Raw genomic sequence first — 16,103 nt, 5'->3', positions numbered from 1 at the left:
AACCAAAAAAACCTGCTCAACAGCAGGTTTTGTCAATTAAAGATATAAGATTTTAGTTACAACCATTGCAATAACTTTTATCGACGTATTCTTTATTACCTCCAGACGATAAATAATAACATCCACCTTTCTCACCTGTGTACAAGGTATGTCCATTATAACTACAAGATTCTGAACTATTACTGCTTCGGTCACAAGAGTTAATCGTAATTGTTAAGACAATCATTAATAATAATTTTTTCATTAGGTCAAGTTTTATAGTTGTTTAAATCTGTAACAAAAGTAAACTAAGGCTAAAAGGGAAAAATACGGAAAACCATAAAACAAGAAAAAATGCAACAAAAAAACTTGCTGTTGAGCAAGTTTTATATTTTAAGATTCAAACATGATAACCATGTCAAGGTTTTAAACCTTGACATGGTTAGTTTTTAACTAATGCCCAGATTTCGCATCAGCATCCTGTTTCACATGCCCTAAATATTTAGTACAGTATGCACCAAAAATCAAGATGGCTACATAACAGAATACAGGAATGATAAATGATTTCTGTACTCCAAAAATATCAGCCAAATATCCCTGGAAAATAGGAACAATTGCACCACCCAAAATTGCCATTACTACCAATGACGAACCCTGACTTGTGTATTTTCCTAATCCTGAAATGGCAAGCGTATAAATATTAGAGAACATAATTGAGTTGAAAATTCCGATTCCTAAAATGCTGTACATTGCCAGTTCGCCATGATTTACCATTGCTGAAATCAATAACAAAACGTTGATCGAGGCAAAGATTGATAACGTTCTTGCCGGAGCAGATTTTCCGATAAAGAAAGCGATAAAGTTTAATACAATAAATACAAGGAAAAAGCTAATCTGTGAGAATGTCAAATCAACAATGCTGAAAATAACCAAGAAAACCGCAGCTGCAGCACCTATCATGTATAAAGCTTTTTTCTGCTGACTGATTGCCTGATTCAAAGATATTGCTCCCAAAAATCTTCCGATCATCGCACCGCCCCAATACAGAGAAAGATAGTTTTTACTGACCACTTCATTAAGGTTCATAACCTGTGGCTGCTCAAGGAAACTGATGATAAAACTTCCTACCGCTACTTCCCCACCTACATAACAAAACATAGCAAAAACTCCGAATAAAAGATGCGGATACTGAAGTGCTCCCAAACCTTTTACGGCTTCCTCTTCCTCACTCTGGAAAGACGGAAGTTTTACCTGAGAAATTAATAAAGCAACCAATAATAAAATTCCTGCAAAGATGAGGTACGGAATTCTTGTTGCCACGGCAGAGAACGAACCGTCATCAGCGGAGAAAAATTCAAAGATTAAATGTCCGCCCAATACCGGAGCAATCGTTGTCCCGAATGCATTGAAAGCCTGAGTCATATTCAGTCGGCTTGATGCAGAATCTTCTGAACCTAACAGTGAAACGTAAGCGTTTGCAGTGATTTGAAGAACGGTAAATCCTAATCCGAGAACGAATAATGCTCCAAGGAACAATCCGTAAGAAGAAAAAGTTGCCGCCGGATAAAACAGAATACATCCGAAAGCTGCAAGGAAAATCCCGAAAAGAATTCCTTTCTTATACCCTACTTTGTTAATCGGGTCTTCACTAATCATGGAGATTAAAAAGTAAATCAGAGATCCGATAAAATAAGCTCCAAAGAAACAAAACTGCACCAACATCGATTCGAAAAAGGTAAGGTTGAAAAGCTGTTTCAGATAAGGAATAAGGATGTCATTCATACAGGTGATGAATCCCCACATAAAAAATAAAAGCGTAATGGTAATTAGAGGAACTGTATAATTCCTGCTATTTGTCTTTACATCATTAATCATAACATTCATTTAAGTTAAAAAGAGGTTAAAGATAACCTCTTTAGTTGATATAATCTTATTTTGAGACAATAAATTTATGGTTGAAATTGTTACTTTATTGTAAATCGTCAATTCGAGTAAAATTCTGAAAGAATTTGTATCGAGAATTTTTTGTTTCGTGACCCATTCTCGATACAATTTTTTCCACTTCATTTCAAAAATCACTCGGATTGACGCAGTGTTAGAATACTTATTTACATTTTTTGAATTATGGCTTCAAATCCTCAAACTTCTCATCCGCAGGCAAAATATGCTGAACTTTTTCAACCACCAATTCTTTAGGAACAGAGAACTCTGCCGTTTGTTTAAGGTCTAAAGAAGAAGTTCCGACAGACACTTTATAATTTCCCGCTTCAGCAATCCAAGCTGATTTTGCAGTTTCAAATGAAGCCAAATCTTTCGGATTAAGAGTCAAAGTAATCGTTTGAGATTCTCCCGGTTTCAAATCTTTGGTTTTAGCATACGCTTTCAATTCAGATTTTGGTTTGTCAATCGTTTTTCCAGGAGCTGAAACGTATAATTCCACCACTTCTTTTCCTGCAACCTTTCCTGTATTTTTTACATCAACTGTAACTTCTAATTTGTTGTTGAAAGTTGTTGAATTAGTTTTAATATTTGAATAAGCAAAATCCGTATAAGACTTTCCATAACCGAATTCATAAGAAGGTTTCACCCCAAACGTATTGAAATAACGGTATCCAACATAAACACCCTCCTGATACGTCACATCTTTCGGATTGTCGGCAGGAATTCCCGGGAAATTCTTAGCCGAAGCGTGGTCTGCGTAATTCACAGGGAAAGTCATCGTCAGTTTTCCTGAAGGATTTACTTTTCCAGAAATTACATCTGCAACAGAATGTCCACCCTCCTGACCTGATTGCCAAGCTAAAAGAATTCCATCCACTTTATCTTTCCAAGAAGCCGTTTCGATGACGCCACCGATGTTTAAAATCACAACCACCTTCTTTCCTTTTGCGTGGAACGCTTTTGAGATTTTATCCAGCATTTCGATTTCTTCCGTTGCTAAGTTGAAATCTTCATTCACTACTCTATCACCACTTTCTCCTGAGTTTCTTCCCAAAGTCACGAAAGCTATTTCAGAAGTTTCTGCTTTTTTAGCGATAAATATATCATCCATTTTCATTTCAGGAAGTCTTTCTGGCAATGCTAAAATTCCTCTTTCTTTTCTTCTTTCTTTTTCGGCTGCGACTTCTTTTTCAGCGTGAGGTTTATATAAATCAACCAGCTCTTTGTCTAATTTGTAACCAGCTGCATTTAAACCTTCCAATAAAGAAACCGTATGTTTGTTGTTCACACTTCCGCTTCCCGTTCCGCCGGTAATCCAAGCGTAAGAAGTCACTCCGAATAACGAAACTTCTTTCTGTTTGTTAGCAAAAGGCAAAGCGTTTTGTTCATTTTTAAGCAAAACCATTCCCTCTGCTGCAGCGTTTCTCGTCACTTCTGCGTGTTCAGCTAGATTCGGCTTGTCACTGTATTTGTACTGTGCGAAAGTCGGTGTTTTGAAAACATATTCCAAGATTCTTTTTACATTCAGATTCGCAACTTCCGGAGATAATTTCCCCGAGTTTAAAGCTTCCAGCAAGACTTTTTTCTGTGCAGGAATTCCGGGCATCAACAAGTCGTTTCCTGCATTCATCTGTTTTACAACGTCAGAAATTCCTCCGCTTCTAATCGATTCAAATCCTGGAAAACCTCCAAACCAATCGGTCATTACGATACCTTTGAAACCCCATTCGTTTCTCAAAACCTGAGTCAGTAAATCTTTTGAATCTGATGTATAAACGCCATTCACTTTATTATAAGAAGACATTACCGTCCAAGGCTGAGATTCTTTAACAGTAATTTCGAAATTCCTCAAATACAATTCTCTCATTGCTCTTTCAGAAACGTGAGCGTTGATGGTTAAACGATTGGTTTCTTCGTTATTCGCAGCGAAATGTTTGATAGAAGTTCCTACACCTTGAGACTGGATTCCATTAACGATGGCTGCCGCAGTTTTCCCTGAAATTAATGGGTCTTCCGAATAATATTCGAAGTTTCTTCCGTTCAATGGATTTCTCTGGATGTTCAGAGCCGGCGCTAAAAGTACGTCAACACCGTATTCTTTCACTTCATTTCCCATTGCTTTTCCAACCTCCTCCAACAATGGTTTATTCCAAGTTGAAGCCAAAGCTGTCCCAACAGGAAAAGCCGTTGCATAATATGTTTTTGAATCATTATCTCTTGTCGGCTGAATTCTCAAACCTGCAGGTCCATCAGCAGCAATCGTTGCAGGAATTCCGAATCTGTCAAAAGAATCCGTTCCACCAGCTGCTCCGGGAACCAAACCTTGTTTTGAATCTCCCACAGGACCTGTCAGAACCTCAATTCCGGGCATTCCGGTTCCGATGAGAAGGTTTACTTTTTCTTCGTTGGTCATTTGCTTAATGATGGCGTCGATTCTTTTGTCAACAGAAAGTCTTGTGTCTTCCCAAACATCTAATTTTCCGTTTTTATTGGAATCTTTAAATGTTTTTCCATCAACCGTTACCGTTGCATTTTTAGTCTGAGCATTCGCAAATGGTGATGCAGCCAATAAAGCCAGAAATAATCCTGAATATTTTGCTTTCTGAGAAAGTCCTATCAGCGTTGATATATTCTTCTGCATAATTCTATATTTTTTACTTTTTGTTATTGAATAATTTTAATTTTGAATAGAAATCTTCGAACATCAGTCGAGTGTCCAATTGTGTGTAAACTCTGATGTTCCTTTCTTTTGAATTGTATTCGTACAGTCCACTATCATTGATTTTCGGCGCATTTTTGATGACGTAAGAACTCGATGACGGGTCGGCTTCAAATGAAGACTGTAAAGCTGTCAGCAAAACCAAAGGCGAATCTCCCATAATGTAAGTCTCCCCGATTTTCAGATTGAATTTCTGAACCATTTCCATCAGGTCTTCAATCTTTTTGGTTAAATAAGCTCCGGTTTTTCCTTCAGGTTTTACTTTGGTTACGAGTTCTGCATAAGACATCAAAGTCTGTCGGTAAGCGTTTCTCGGAATTTGCCAGATATTTAAGTTGGATTCATTGAAAACAACCTGTGCTGCTTTGATGTCGATTCCGAGATTGTAATCTAAAGGCGTGTAACCCGGAGGTGGCGTTGCCAAATCGAGATATTCCGGACCGCCAATCCAAACGACGATAATTTTGTCTGCGATTTTTGGTTCCATTAAATAGGCACTTGCAACTTCCGTTAAACCTGCGCCACAAACCACGAACAAAGGATTTTTTTCATCCGCTTTCATTGCTTCTGCAACAATGGCTTTCGCACCTTCGGAAACATTAGGAGTTTTCAAATCTTTCAATTGGTCATTTGAACCCTGGAAAACTGAAAATTTGTTTTTCAAATTCATCACTTCCAAAGTTTCGTTGACTCTTTTTACCGCATTTTCTGCAGTGATATTCGACTTATCAAAAGGGTCATTCGGTTTTAAATGAGAACCAATAATTCCCTTGATTTCCGCAGAAGGCGAAAGAATCTGATGAACGAGCTGAAAAAGTCCGTCGGGGTCGCCACCGAAATCATTGTCGACGATGATGCGATAACGGGGTTTCACGTATTTATCAATTTCTGAAATCACGGCAGTAGACTGTGCGGAGACAGCCATTGCCGCAAAAAAAGAAACTATATTAAAAATTGATTTCATTGTTGTAGGTTAACCACAAAAGAGTTATTGATTATTTTCTGATAGGATTTTATCCTATCCTTTAGTAAATCGTCCCTTTGGGACTCTATAGAATCTCTCGCAGATTATTCAGATAAAGTAGATTTCTTAATTTATTATCTGCAAAATTTGCTCAACCTACGTGAGACTAAAGTCAGTACAATCTTTATGATTTAATCAAATGCTATAAAAATTTGTGGAATTTCAGCCAATCCAAATACACATCCGACCATTTATCAACAGGAAGATTCTGTTTCCCCATTCCGAAACCGTGACCACCTTTTTCGTAGATGTGAAGTTCGGTTGGCTGTCCTGCTTCAAGCCATTTGCTGTATAATAAAACTGATTTTGGAGCCAGTTTTAATTGATCATCACTTGCAGCACAAATGAACAATGGTAAAGGTGTTGAAGGAATCTGTGTATCTAAAATCTCCTGACTTGGTCCGCCGTAAATGGAAGCTGCGAAGTTGGGTAACGTTGAAGCATCTTTGCTGTGAAGAACGCTTTCCAAAATCACACTTGCACCCGCTGAAAAACCGATAACACCCAATTTTTCAGGATTGATATTCAGTTCTTTTGCGTGGGTTCTGATGTAGGAAATGGCCGTTTTGATGTCGTCACCAGCCATTACTTTGATTGGAGCTGTTTTTGCGTCAAATGCTTTTCGGTCTTTGATGCCTTCCATCATTTCTTTTGCAGGGTCGTTGGATTTTGTTTCCAATAATCGGTATTTTAAAACGATTGCCGTGATTCCGTTTTCTGCTAGTTTTTTGGCAACATCAATTCCTTCTCTGTTGATAGATAAACTTTGAAAACCACCACCCGGAGCGACAACGATAACTGTTCCGTTGGCTTTCGCCTTATCGGCTTCGAATAATAACATTGAAGGTTGCGCAACATTAAAAACCACTTCGGTTTTGAACAATTCATTAAATTGCTGCGCTTCTTTCTGCGTCCAGTTTTCTGTTCCCGGCGCTTTTCCTTTGTATAATGGAATTGATTTTTGAGCGTTGATGGTTGTTAAACCTACAAGAAATAAACTTGCTATGATTAATTTTTTCATTTTGATTTGATTTTAATTTTTTTAAACGCAAAGAGCGCTAAGTTTTTTTAATGTTGTTCTGCAAATTTTCCGTTAGCAAAGGCGTTTGACTTCGTCGAATCTTCGATTTCCCTCAGCTAAGATTTTCAAGTTAGTTTGTCATTCCGTAGGAATCTCGACTGTTTAGATTCCTACGGAATGACAAACTATTTGTTAAAAGACAAAACTTCAACTTTGCGAAGCGCAGCCCGACTTGAACGGAAATCCTTTTTTGCTTTGTATTCAAGTTCTATTTAAACAGAAATCGTCTGCAAAAAAGATTGGGAGTGGAAGGCGGATAAAGCTGCCCAAATAAATACGGTTAAAAGAAATGAGACCGAACCTAATGCCCGGTCTCAAGACATCAATTAACTAATTTTTTGATGAACTATTACTTATGATATTTATGAGTTCTGACGTCTTTAATCACACCTGACCAGTTCATTCCATATCCGAAATCGTAGTTGTGACCTTCGGAATCTTTGTGTGTTTCCATATCATAAGGAACATCTTCTTTCTGCTTTTCAACCGTCGCCATATTCGCAGGCATCTGTAAAGGAAGCAAACCTGAAGGTTCGTATTTTCCGGTCACAATATCCACAACTGCCTGATTGGATACATTGAAATTCATCAGAATTGCATCTGCGTGATTTTCAAACTCATTAAAAATCATTGGCTTGGAAGCTGTGATAGAAACGATGACCGGCTTTCCGTTCATTGCTTTGTAAGCATTTTCTATCGCTAGCAAATCTGTGAAATTAGTCGCTGTAGAAGTTTTGTTCTTGAACGTTCTGTCGTGAACATTCGATGCTACAACTGGGTCTCCCGCTGCAATACTTTTTTCACGAGCTTCGGTTGCCGTGTACGTCTGATACTGAAGAGAAATCGGTACATAGCCGTTTCCACCTTCTTTCGCGTCGATGTCGCTGTAACCACCTTCTTCACTGTGCGGACTTTTCACAAAAACCAAAGCGAAATCAGCTTTTGCAGGGTCATTGGTTACGTTAAAATGTTTCTTCACTTTTTCGATATCGACAGGATATTCCAAAGATGGTCCGGTGTAAACTCCCCACCAGTTGAAGGTTGCAGGAGAATATCTTTTCGGAATGTAAACCGTTTTTCTTTCTTTAATCGGAAGAATATTGGCTTTGTTTTTCAATAGTACGATGGATTTTACCTGAGCTTCGTAACCTGCTTTCATAAATTCAGGATTACCAACGATTTTCTTGGTTTCTTCAACGTTAACGTAAGGGTTTTCAAACAATCCGGTTCTGAAGAAATTTCTCAATAAACGAACCGCTGACTGCTCAAATTTTGCACGGTATGCCTTTTCACCGTGTTCTTTCACGCCCATTTGATAGGCTTCCAAAACAGGAGCTTTATCGTTGTTTCCTCCGAACTGGTCAACGCCGGCTTCTAACACTTTGTAATGACGTTGAGCGATTGACAATTTTTCTGCTCCCCAAGGTTTTCCGGCAAATCCTCCCGGAGATTTTGGTTCGTCTGCGGTGATTAACCAATCGGTACAGACTACGCCGTCGTATTTGTATTTTCCACGGAGTAAATCGGTGATTAAATATTTGCTGTAGCCGTTTCCAACGTTTTCTCCGTTTTTCGTATCCTGATTGAAACTAATCGTATAATAAGGCATTACCGCAGAAGCTTCTTTGGTTCCGCCATTGAGTTTGAAAGCACCTTCAGTAAACGGTTTTACGTGATTCTGGAAATTATTTCCCGGATAAACCGCAAATTTTCCCATTGCCCAGTGACCGTCACGACCACCTTCCTCAGGTCCGCCTCCCGGCCAGTGTTTCACCATTGCATTTACACTTTTATTTCCCCAACCGTTTTTACTTCCGATGGTTGTCTGGAAACCGTCGATGTAACCTCTTCCTAAATCTGCCGTCAATTCCGGACTTTCACTGAAAACGTAAGCGATTCTATACCAGCGAGGTTCTGTTCCTAAATCAATCTGAGGCGATAAAGCGGTTGAAATTCCCAATGCTCTGTATTCCTGAGCGGCGATATTTCCGAATTTCTTCACCAATTCCGGGTCGAAAGTTGCACCCATTGCCAAACCGTCCGGCCAAAGAGAAATTTGTCCGCCTGCTCCTTCATTAAATTCTGCTGTTACCGTTGCCGAATGTCTAGGGTCTGTACTGTTGTTGGCAGGAATTCCTAATCCCAAACCTTCGATGTAAGCCTGAATATTATTGCTCCATTTTGCAGCAATTTCCGGAGATTCTACCGTTGTTACCAAAACGTGACGAAGATTATCTTCTTTTAAAAATTTCTTTTGCTGGTCTGTTAAATCAAAAGCTTTTGCACCGCTTTCTTTGTAAAACATTCCGTTGTATTTTCCTGCTCTGAAACCTTCTGCAGGAGCCGGAACCGATTGGTGACCACTGTACAACATTAATCCTGCAATCTGCTCGACGGACATTTTTGAAGCTAAATCTTTGGCTCTTTCGTCAACCGGAAGTCTCCAGTCTTCGTATTTGTCGAGTTTTCCGTTTTTGTTTAAATCTTTGAATTTATTTCCGCCCACCGTCAAAATCTTGACGCCTGAATCTGCAGAATATCCTAAAACAGGACCTTTGGAATTGGTCACGGTTTGGATATTTTGAGAAAATGCAGTCACACCCAAAAATAAAGCGGCGATATTGAATACTGATTTTTTCATTGTTTTAAATTTTAGAAATTAAAGCTTACAGAAAACTGACCTGTTAGTGGCATAATGTAAGTTCCCGTCAATAATTTTCCGTAGTATGGACTTGCATCGGTAATCAGTTCAGCACCGTTTATGGTTCCGCTCGCCCCTCTTTGGTTCAGGAAGTTGATAACCGTTGCGCCAAGGTTGATATTTTTGTTCACCGTATAACTTACCCCACCGAAAGTTTCCCATCTTGGAGCGAAATATAAAGCGTTGGTAAGGTTTGCATATTGTTTTGAAAAATATCTGAAACTTGCCCAGAATCTCCACTTGTCAATCGTGTAACTCGGGTCGATTTCCATTAAAGTTTTAGCAACACCCAACACATTGTTGTCGCTGTAGTTATATGAAGTTCCGAATGCATCAAAATTAAATTTCTTGTAAACCGGATTCTGGAACGTCACCAAATAATGCAAGTTAAATCCTTTGAATGGCTTTAAAACAAAATCCGTTGTCCATCCCAATGTCTGAATATCGTAATAAACCGTTGCAACCTGCGCCTGAGAACTGTTGGCTGGATTTACAAGATTGTATCGGTTCAGGTTGTTATTTTTCTTCAGATAAGTCGCCTGAGAAATCAGCTGAATCCAGTCTGTATTCCAGAACACTCCGATTGCACCAAGCGGACTTTTAATTTTATTGGTATTGGGTTCAAAAGCCTGTGAATAACTTTCCAGTCTTCTGTTTTCTTCGGTGTATAAAGCGTTTGCGATCACGCCAAAATTTTTGGTAATGTTGTATGTTGCGTTCAAGCTACCTCCAATCTGGAAAAAGCTCTGATTAATCTGATTGAATTGACTTGGATCTGTAAAGCTGAAACCAACCGTTCTTGGTGTTAAAGAATATTCTCCGTCCAGAATGTGATTTTTCAGATGCAAACCGTAGCTCAAGTTGAAATTATCAGAAACTTTCCATTCATCTGTTCCATAAACAGACAGTTTATTTTCTGTTCCGCTGTGGTATTCTGCGCCGGTATTGTAGTTGTAGAAACCGTCTGCATCTGTATTGGGACCGATTAATCTTTGAGGCTGCGCGCCAACCGTTTGGTAGAAGAAAGAACGGTTTGAGGTGAATTTATCAATGTGATAATATTGCTCCAAAACACCTACGGTAAGGTTATGATTTCCCACCTGTTTGTTCAGTGAAAAACGTCCTGCAACACTCGTAATCGGTGTTTCCGGCGTGTACATTGCCAATTGCGTTCCGACTGGGCCTGAATACGCCTGTCCGTTTGAAGCCAGTGTGTAACCAGCTCCCGGGGTAGCATTGAAAATACTTAAAGGAATGCTGTTGGCCATTTTTACTTTTGAGAAGTGGGCTCGTGTTGAGAATTTGAAATTCCAGCCGTTATTCAGCAGATAATTTCCGACAACGTCAATGTTATGAGAGCTAGACCTGTTATCATTCCCTGCAAGATTTGCAAAATAGGTCTGTCCGGAAAGAACGTCTTTAAACTTCATATTTCCCTCACGCACTATGTAAGAATCTCTACCGATTTTGAAGTTATCCAGCTCGGTTACCTTACCTTCCGGTCCGTATTCAAAAACCGCATAATTGGTAAGACTGTACGAATCAGCATATTTGTATAAAACTGAGATTTTACCCTTATCGTCATTAAAATATTTGGTTATTCCGGCTCTGAAAATCTTTGTTTCATCGGCATTTCTGGCAAAACCCAATTTATAGGTGCTCGGGTCAAAATTGGCGAAGGCACCAACTGTGTACGTCCAGCCGTTTTTAGATATAGGACCCGAAACATTGGCATCACCCTGCAGCCAGCCGAAAGTGCTTGTTGTAAATTTTCCTTTTACTTTTAAATCCTTTGTTCCGATTTGAGAATAAGAGTTAACTGCAAAACCAAGGTCACCCATTGTATTTGCCAATTGATCCATCTTTAGCAGTCCTGTTTTTTCTAAGCCTACACTTTGCCTCCACGTTTTGTTGGGAAGTTCCGGCCAGAAGAAGTATACTGCGGGCAAGTCGTTTTCAAGAATGGTAATTCCACCCACAGTTGAGGGCAAACCGATATTCACGTCTCTTGGACTTGTGTTATTGGCTGCGTTCAGCATTACGTTTCTGTTGTTGTCTTCTTTTGAAGAGGTGGTCACGGTTTTTACGCCTTCCTCTGTTTTTGCAGCAGCATTGATAGCGCTTTTCACTGCAAGACTGTTTGTCTTTTCCTGTGCAAAAGCTGTGGCGAAGGAAAGCATCAGTCCAAGAGCTGAAATTTTAAGTGTAGATTTTCTCATGTTTTATTATATAGTTTGTCTTTTCTTTTTTATCCTTTTTCCAAGGCACAACATTTCCTGCACCCAATTTTGGGTGATTTCTACATTCATTAAAACTGTTTGGAATTTTTAGTAACCTGCTACTTTTTAATTTTTAAAAAAACATAGTTCATGTAAAACTTCAATCTAATTCCAAATTGTATTTCAACTTTAGATGAAAAGGAAATTCATTTATTGTTGAGAAATAGATATTCAAATAAGAATACCTTGAAATAAATAATTAATAACAGATGTGCTTTTTTTTCATTGCTTCATAATGAAACAATACAATTATACATTGTTTACCCGAATTACCAAAGAAAATATTAATAAAAATTAATATTTAATTTAAAGTATTGATTATTAATAAATTAAAATTCATTAATGTTTAAATTATCATTGGTTCATATAGAAACTATGATAAAAATCAAGTTAAAAAATCCCCAAATTCTTATTCTATCTACCATATTTCAAAAATTCTTAATATTTTAATGTTAAATTTGTCATATTAGAGATTCACAAACACATTATATGGATTCACAACAACAATTTTTAAGGAAATCTGAAGAAGCTAAAGACCTTTACCTTCCCCATCTGTCGGCCGACCCGGTCGTTTTTGGTTTTGATAAAAGTGAACTGAAAGTACTGCTTCTTCAAATGACTTACCGTAAACAATGGCTTCTACCTGGTGGTTACGTGAAAAAAAATGAAGATTTAGATGATGCAGCAAAACGCGTTTTAAGAGAAAGAGCAGGAATATCAGATGTTTATCTTGAAGAATTTGCAGTTTTTGGAAAAAATAAAAGAAGTGAATTTTATTTCGAAGATTTTGATGATTCTCTGTGGCACAAGCAACGTTTCGTTTCTATTGGATATTACGCTTTATATAATCCTGACAATGCGAATCTCATCATTGACGAATTCAGTGATAAGTGTGAATGGGTATATCTAAGCCAGCTTAATGAGATTGAATTGGCGATGGATCACCGCGAAATCATTGATAAAGCATTACTCGCTTTAAGAGAAAGAATTTCCTATAAACCAATCGGTTATAATCTTTTAACGGAGAAATTCACCCTTTCAGAATTACAGAAATTGTATGAAACAATTTTAGGAAAAGAGCTCAACAGAGGGAATTTCTACAGAAAGATTAAAAATTTGGGAATTCTCAGAAAATTAGATGAGCAACGCCGTGGTGGAGCTCACAAGTCTCCTGACCTGTACTCTTTTGATGAAGAAAATTATAAAAAAGCTTTAGAAAACGGTTTGAATAACTGGTAAAAAAGAAAATCCTGATTTACTCAGGATTTTTTATTGTTATAAACTTAGTTGTCTTTCAAATTCTTCAAAGTATTTCGCTAAATGAATTCCATCTGCCAAACCATGATGCGCTTCGATTGAAACGGGAAGATATTTTTTACCGTCACGGATGTTGAATTTTCCAAACGTAATTTTCGGAATACATTCTTTCGGATCAAAATTAGTCGGATGAAGCATAGCAGAAAACGATTTCCACGGAATGGTTGTATGCCTGATATGATTTATCGGTAAGACATCATTGCTGATTCCTAAGCCAGAAGAGTTTTGCACTGTTTTTACCTGATCTTGTAATCGGGTGTTAAAAATTTCAAAATCTTCAGAATACTCAAAGAAGGAAAATCCAAAAGTTCCGTCAGCTCTTCCGATAGTACCTCCTACGTGCACTTCATCATATAAAACTACTTTTCCGTCAACGATTCTAAGTTTCAATTCATCCACCATGTTGATGGCAATCATTGATTTGTGTAGATAAACAGCATAAAAAGAATGTCCTTGTTCTTTTGCATCATCATAAGCTTTTGTACAGTCAACTTCGGTAGTGAATCCGAAAAACGGACTTTGCATTTTTGAGAAAAATTCAAAATGTTCCTTTCTGTTCCAGCTTTCTATATCTATTATTTTCATTTTTTTATAACAGTCAGTCTTTTTATTTTAATTAAACAGTAGCATCCGATTTTTTGTCAGTGAAATCAAACTCATTTTCCCATTCTTCAAGCAAATTTAAAATAGGCAGTAATGCCAACCCTTTTTTAGTAAGGTGATACTCTACTCTTGGCGGTAATTCTTTGAATTCTTCTCTGATAATCAATTTGTCTTCTTCCATTTCTCTCAATTGATCGGTAAGAACTTTTCGTGAAATTACCGAAATCCGTGCTGCGATTTCTCCAAATCTCAAAGTGCGGTCTTTAATGACCAACACAATAATGGGTTTCCATTTGCTGCCCAAAGCTGACATGGCCTTTCCGAGCGGACAGTTGCACTGTTTCATTTTTTCCTGTCTCATGATGTGTTAAATTAGTTATTAGTTACCACTAAGTTACTAGTTTTTTTTAACTACATGGTACAAAAATAAACTATTATTAGTTACTTTGTGTAACAATAAGGAATTTAAAAATTTAAATTAATTTAAAAAGATGAATATAGACGCATTATTTGCTCCATTCAATTATAAAAATCTGAACCTTAAAAACAGATTAGTAATGGCACCCATGACAAGAGCCCACTCTGATAATGGAGTTCCTACGAAGGCAATTGAAGATTACTATGCAAGAAGAGCTGCAGCAAACGTAGGCTTGATTTTATCAGAAGGTACAGTAATCAATCGTCCTGCCTCAAAAAACATTCAAAACATTCCCGATTTCTACGGAACGGAAGCTTTGCAAGGCTGGAAAAACGTAATTGATGCCGTTCACCAAAATGGTGGAAAAATGGGACCACAAATCTGGCACGTAGGTGATACCAGAAGTTCTGAAACCTATCCGGAAATCCCGATGGAAAAGGCTTCCACTATGACTTTAGAAGATATCAAAGATACCATCGCACAGTTTGCAGCATCTGCAAAATCTGCCAAAGATTTAGGCTTTGATTGTGTTGAAATTCATGGAGCTCACGGCTATTTGATCGATCAGTTTTTTTGGGAAGTTACGAATACAAGAACAGACGAATACGGTGGGAAAAACATCAAAGAAAGAAGCCGTTTTGCAGTTGATGTCATCAAAGCAATCAGAGCTGCAGTAGGTGAAGATTTCACGATTATCATCCGACTTTCTCAATGGAAGCAGCAGGATTACAAAAGCAGATTGGCAGCAACACCGTCAGAAATGGAAGACTGGCTTTTACCGTTGAAAGATGCCGGAATTGATATTTTTCACTGTTCTCAGCGTCGTTTTTGGGAACCGGAATTTGAAGGTTCTGATTTAAATTTTGCTGGTTGGGCAAAGAAAATTACAGGTCAGCCAACGATAACTGTAGGGTCTGTAGGTTTAAAAGGTGATTTCATGAGTGCATTTGCCGGTGAAGGAAGCGAAAAAGCTGATCTTTCAGAATTGTTGCGCAGATTTGAGCGTCAGGATTTTGATCTTGTAGCTGTAGGGCGTGCATTATTGACCGATCATCAGTGGGTACAAAAAATAAAAGAAGGAAGAACAGAAGAAATTTCAGATTTCTCTGCAGAGAGCCTTGGCGTCTTGTATTAATTTGATTTTAAAAGTTAGATAAGGCAGTTTCATTTCGAAACTGCTTTTTTTATACGTGATTTTGTAATTTAAAATCAGAAGGATTTATCTTCTTTAAATTTTTAAAATAGTTGGTCAAATGACTTTCATCTGTAAAACCAAATTCAAAAGCAATCTGCTTCATCGTCATTTGTCCGGACTGAATTCTTTTTTCAATCAACTTAAGTTTGTAATCTGTAATGTAATTTCGGTAAGAAACGTCGAAATTTCTTTTAAAATAAGCACTGAAATAGGTTTTTGAAATATTAAAATGTTTAGAAATAGTATTGACTCTTATTTTATCCGGAGTATAAATATTTTGATGAATGTAGGAGATTAAATCATCTTTTTATGTTAAGCCGTTATCAATTCGTATATTCAGTTTAAGTGAAGCCTCACGAATAAATCCGAAAATCAAGAGTACCTGAAAAAATACGATAGGTGAATATGAAATCTTATGAAAATTGCCGTATTAGAAAATATTTTCTACCGTCTTTCTTAGAATCGTTTTGCAGGGTTCATCAAAAATCAGTTTTTCTTCTTTCAGCAAATGATTCTGCATAATCTCTGTTGGTGATGCAATCACCAGATGATCGGTTTATTTCCTTTAAAATAAGCATCGTTAAATTTAATGAAGAAAAAGCTGGTCGATTTTTTGATGTCAAAGAAATGCTCATCATCAGGAGAAATGAGATACAGATCTCCGGCTTTATATGGAATGACAATCTGATTAGTATGATGACTTCCGGAACCTTTTGAAATATAGATCAATTCGTAGTAAGTATGACTGTGCCTGGGAAAAGGATATTTAGTTGCTTCGAAAGTATCAATTTCCAGGGGTTCAAACTGCTTTTTTTTCATGCGGAAAATATTTTTAGTATTTAAAGC

The 16,103-nt window shown here is 37.6% G+C and carries 13 protein-coding genes; 2 read left to right on the top strand and 11 right to left on the bottom strand.

Annotated elements, in window-relative coordinates:
- Positions 1–52: 52 nt before the first annotated feature.
- The 7 genes from LNP04_RS01785 to LNP04_RS01755 form a co-directional block, all read right to left on the bottom strand.
- Positions 53–226 (bottom strand): hypothetical protein, encoded by a 174-nt coding sequence (locus LNP04_RS01785; RefSeq protein ID WP_164998600.1) that lies wholly within the window; start codon positions 224–226, stop codon positions 53–55.
- A gap of 206 nt (positions 227–432) precedes the next feature.
- Positions 433–1,854 carry a sugar MFS transporter gene (locus LNP04_RS01780; protein ID WP_229984878.1) on the bottom strand — a complete coding sequence of 474 codons (1,422 nt, stop codon included), beginning with the start codon at positions 1,852–1,854 and terminating at the stop codon, positions 433–435.
- 247 nt (positions 1,855–2,101) lie between these two features.
- On the bottom strand, positions 2,102–4,561 hold the full coding sequence (locus LNP04_RS01775) for a glycoside hydrolase family 3 N-terminal domain-containing protein (RefSeq protein WP_229984877.1): 2,460 nt from the start codon (positions 4,559–4,561) through the stop codon (positions 2,102–2,104).
- A gap of 13 nt (positions 4,562–4,574) precedes the next feature.
- Entirely contained in the window at positions 4,575–5,603 is a 1,029-nt protein-coding gene (locus tag LNP04_RS01770) for a nucleoside hydrolase (RefSeq protein WP_229984876.1), read from the bottom strand.
- A gap of 202 nt (positions 5,604–5,805) precedes the next feature.
- Positions 5,806–6,684, bottom strand: coding sequence for an alpha/beta hydrolase (locus LNP04_RS01765; protein WP_229984875.1), 879 nt, complete (start codon positions 6,682–6,684; stop codon positions 5,806–5,808).
- 409 nt (positions 6,685–7,093) lie between these two features.
- Entirely contained in the window at positions 7,094–9,385 is a 2,292-nt protein-coding gene (locus LNP04_RS01760; protein ID WP_229984874.1) for a glycoside hydrolase family 3 N-terminal domain-containing protein, read from the bottom strand.
- An 11-nt stretch (positions 9,386–9,396) separates the two neighbouring features.
- Complete coding sequence (locus LNP04_RS01755) at positions 9,397–11,664, bottom strand: TonB-dependent receptor (RefSeq protein WP_229984873.1); 2,268 nt, start codon at positions 11,662–11,664, stop codon at positions 9,397–9,399.
- A 549-nt stretch (positions 11,665–12,213) separates the two neighbouring features.
- Here LNP04_RS01755 and LNP04_RS01750 point away from each other — a divergent pair.
- Positions 12,214–12,963, top strand: a complete 750-nt coding sequence (locus LNP04_RS01750) for an NrtR DNA-binding winged helix domain-containing protein (protein WP_229984872.1) — start codon at positions 12,214–12,216, stop codon at positions 12,961–12,963.
- 36 nt (positions 12,964–12,999) lie between these two features.
- Here LNP04_RS01750 and LNP04_RS01745 read toward each other — a convergent pair whose 3' ends face one another.
- Positions 13,000–13,626 (bottom strand): chloramphenicol acetyltransferase, encoded by a 627-nt coding sequence (locus LNP04_RS01745; protein WP_229984871.1) that lies wholly within the window; start codon positions 13,624–13,626, stop codon positions 13,000–13,002.
- Between the two features lie 31 nt (positions 13,627–13,657).
- Positions 13,658–13,990 carry a helix-turn-helix domain-containing protein gene (locus LNP04_RS01740; RefSeq protein WP_229984870.1) on the bottom strand — a complete coding sequence of 111 codons (333 nt, stop codon included), beginning with the start codon at positions 13,988–13,990 and terminating at the stop codon, positions 13,658–13,660.
- Positions 13,991–14,135: 145 nt separating this feature from the next.
- Here LNP04_RS01740 and LNP04_RS01735 point away from each other — a divergent pair, with 145 nt between their 5' ends.
- Positions 14,136–15,197 carry an NADH:flavin oxidoreductase gene (locus tag LNP04_RS01735; protein WP_229984869.1) on the top strand — a complete coding sequence of 354 codons (1,062 nt, stop codon included), beginning with the start codon at positions 14,136–14,138 and terminating at the stop codon, positions 15,195–15,197.
- Positions 15,198–15,246: 49 nt separating this feature from the next.
- On the opposite strand, the gene LNP04_RS01730 is transcribed toward LNP04_RS01735, so the two are convergent.
- Together LNP04_RS01730 and LNP04_RS01725 are read right to left on the bottom strand one after the other, a co-directional pair.
- The gene (locus tag LNP04_RS01730; RefSeq protein WP_229986335.1) at positions 15,247–15,480 is read right to left on the bottom strand and encodes an AraC family transcriptional regulator; all 234 of its coding nucleotides are present in this window, start codon (positions 15,478–15,480) and stop codon (positions 15,247–15,249) included.
- 317 nt (positions 15,481–15,797) lie between these two features.
- A complete protein-coding gene (locus LNP04_RS01725; RefSeq protein ID WP_229984868.1) occupies positions 15,798–16,076 on the bottom strand; it encodes an AraC family ligand binding domain-containing protein in 279 nt (92 codons plus the stop codon).
- Positions 16,077–16,103: the final 27 nt, after the last annotated feature.

Origin of the sequence: Chryseobacterium sp. C-71 (assembly GCF_020911865.1) — a bacterium.
GTDB lineage: Bacteria > Bacteroidota > Bacteroidia > Flavobacteriales > Weeksellaceae > Chryseobacterium.
Note: the sequence above shows the minus strand (reverse complement) of the source record. Positions and strands in the feature narration are given on the sequence as shown.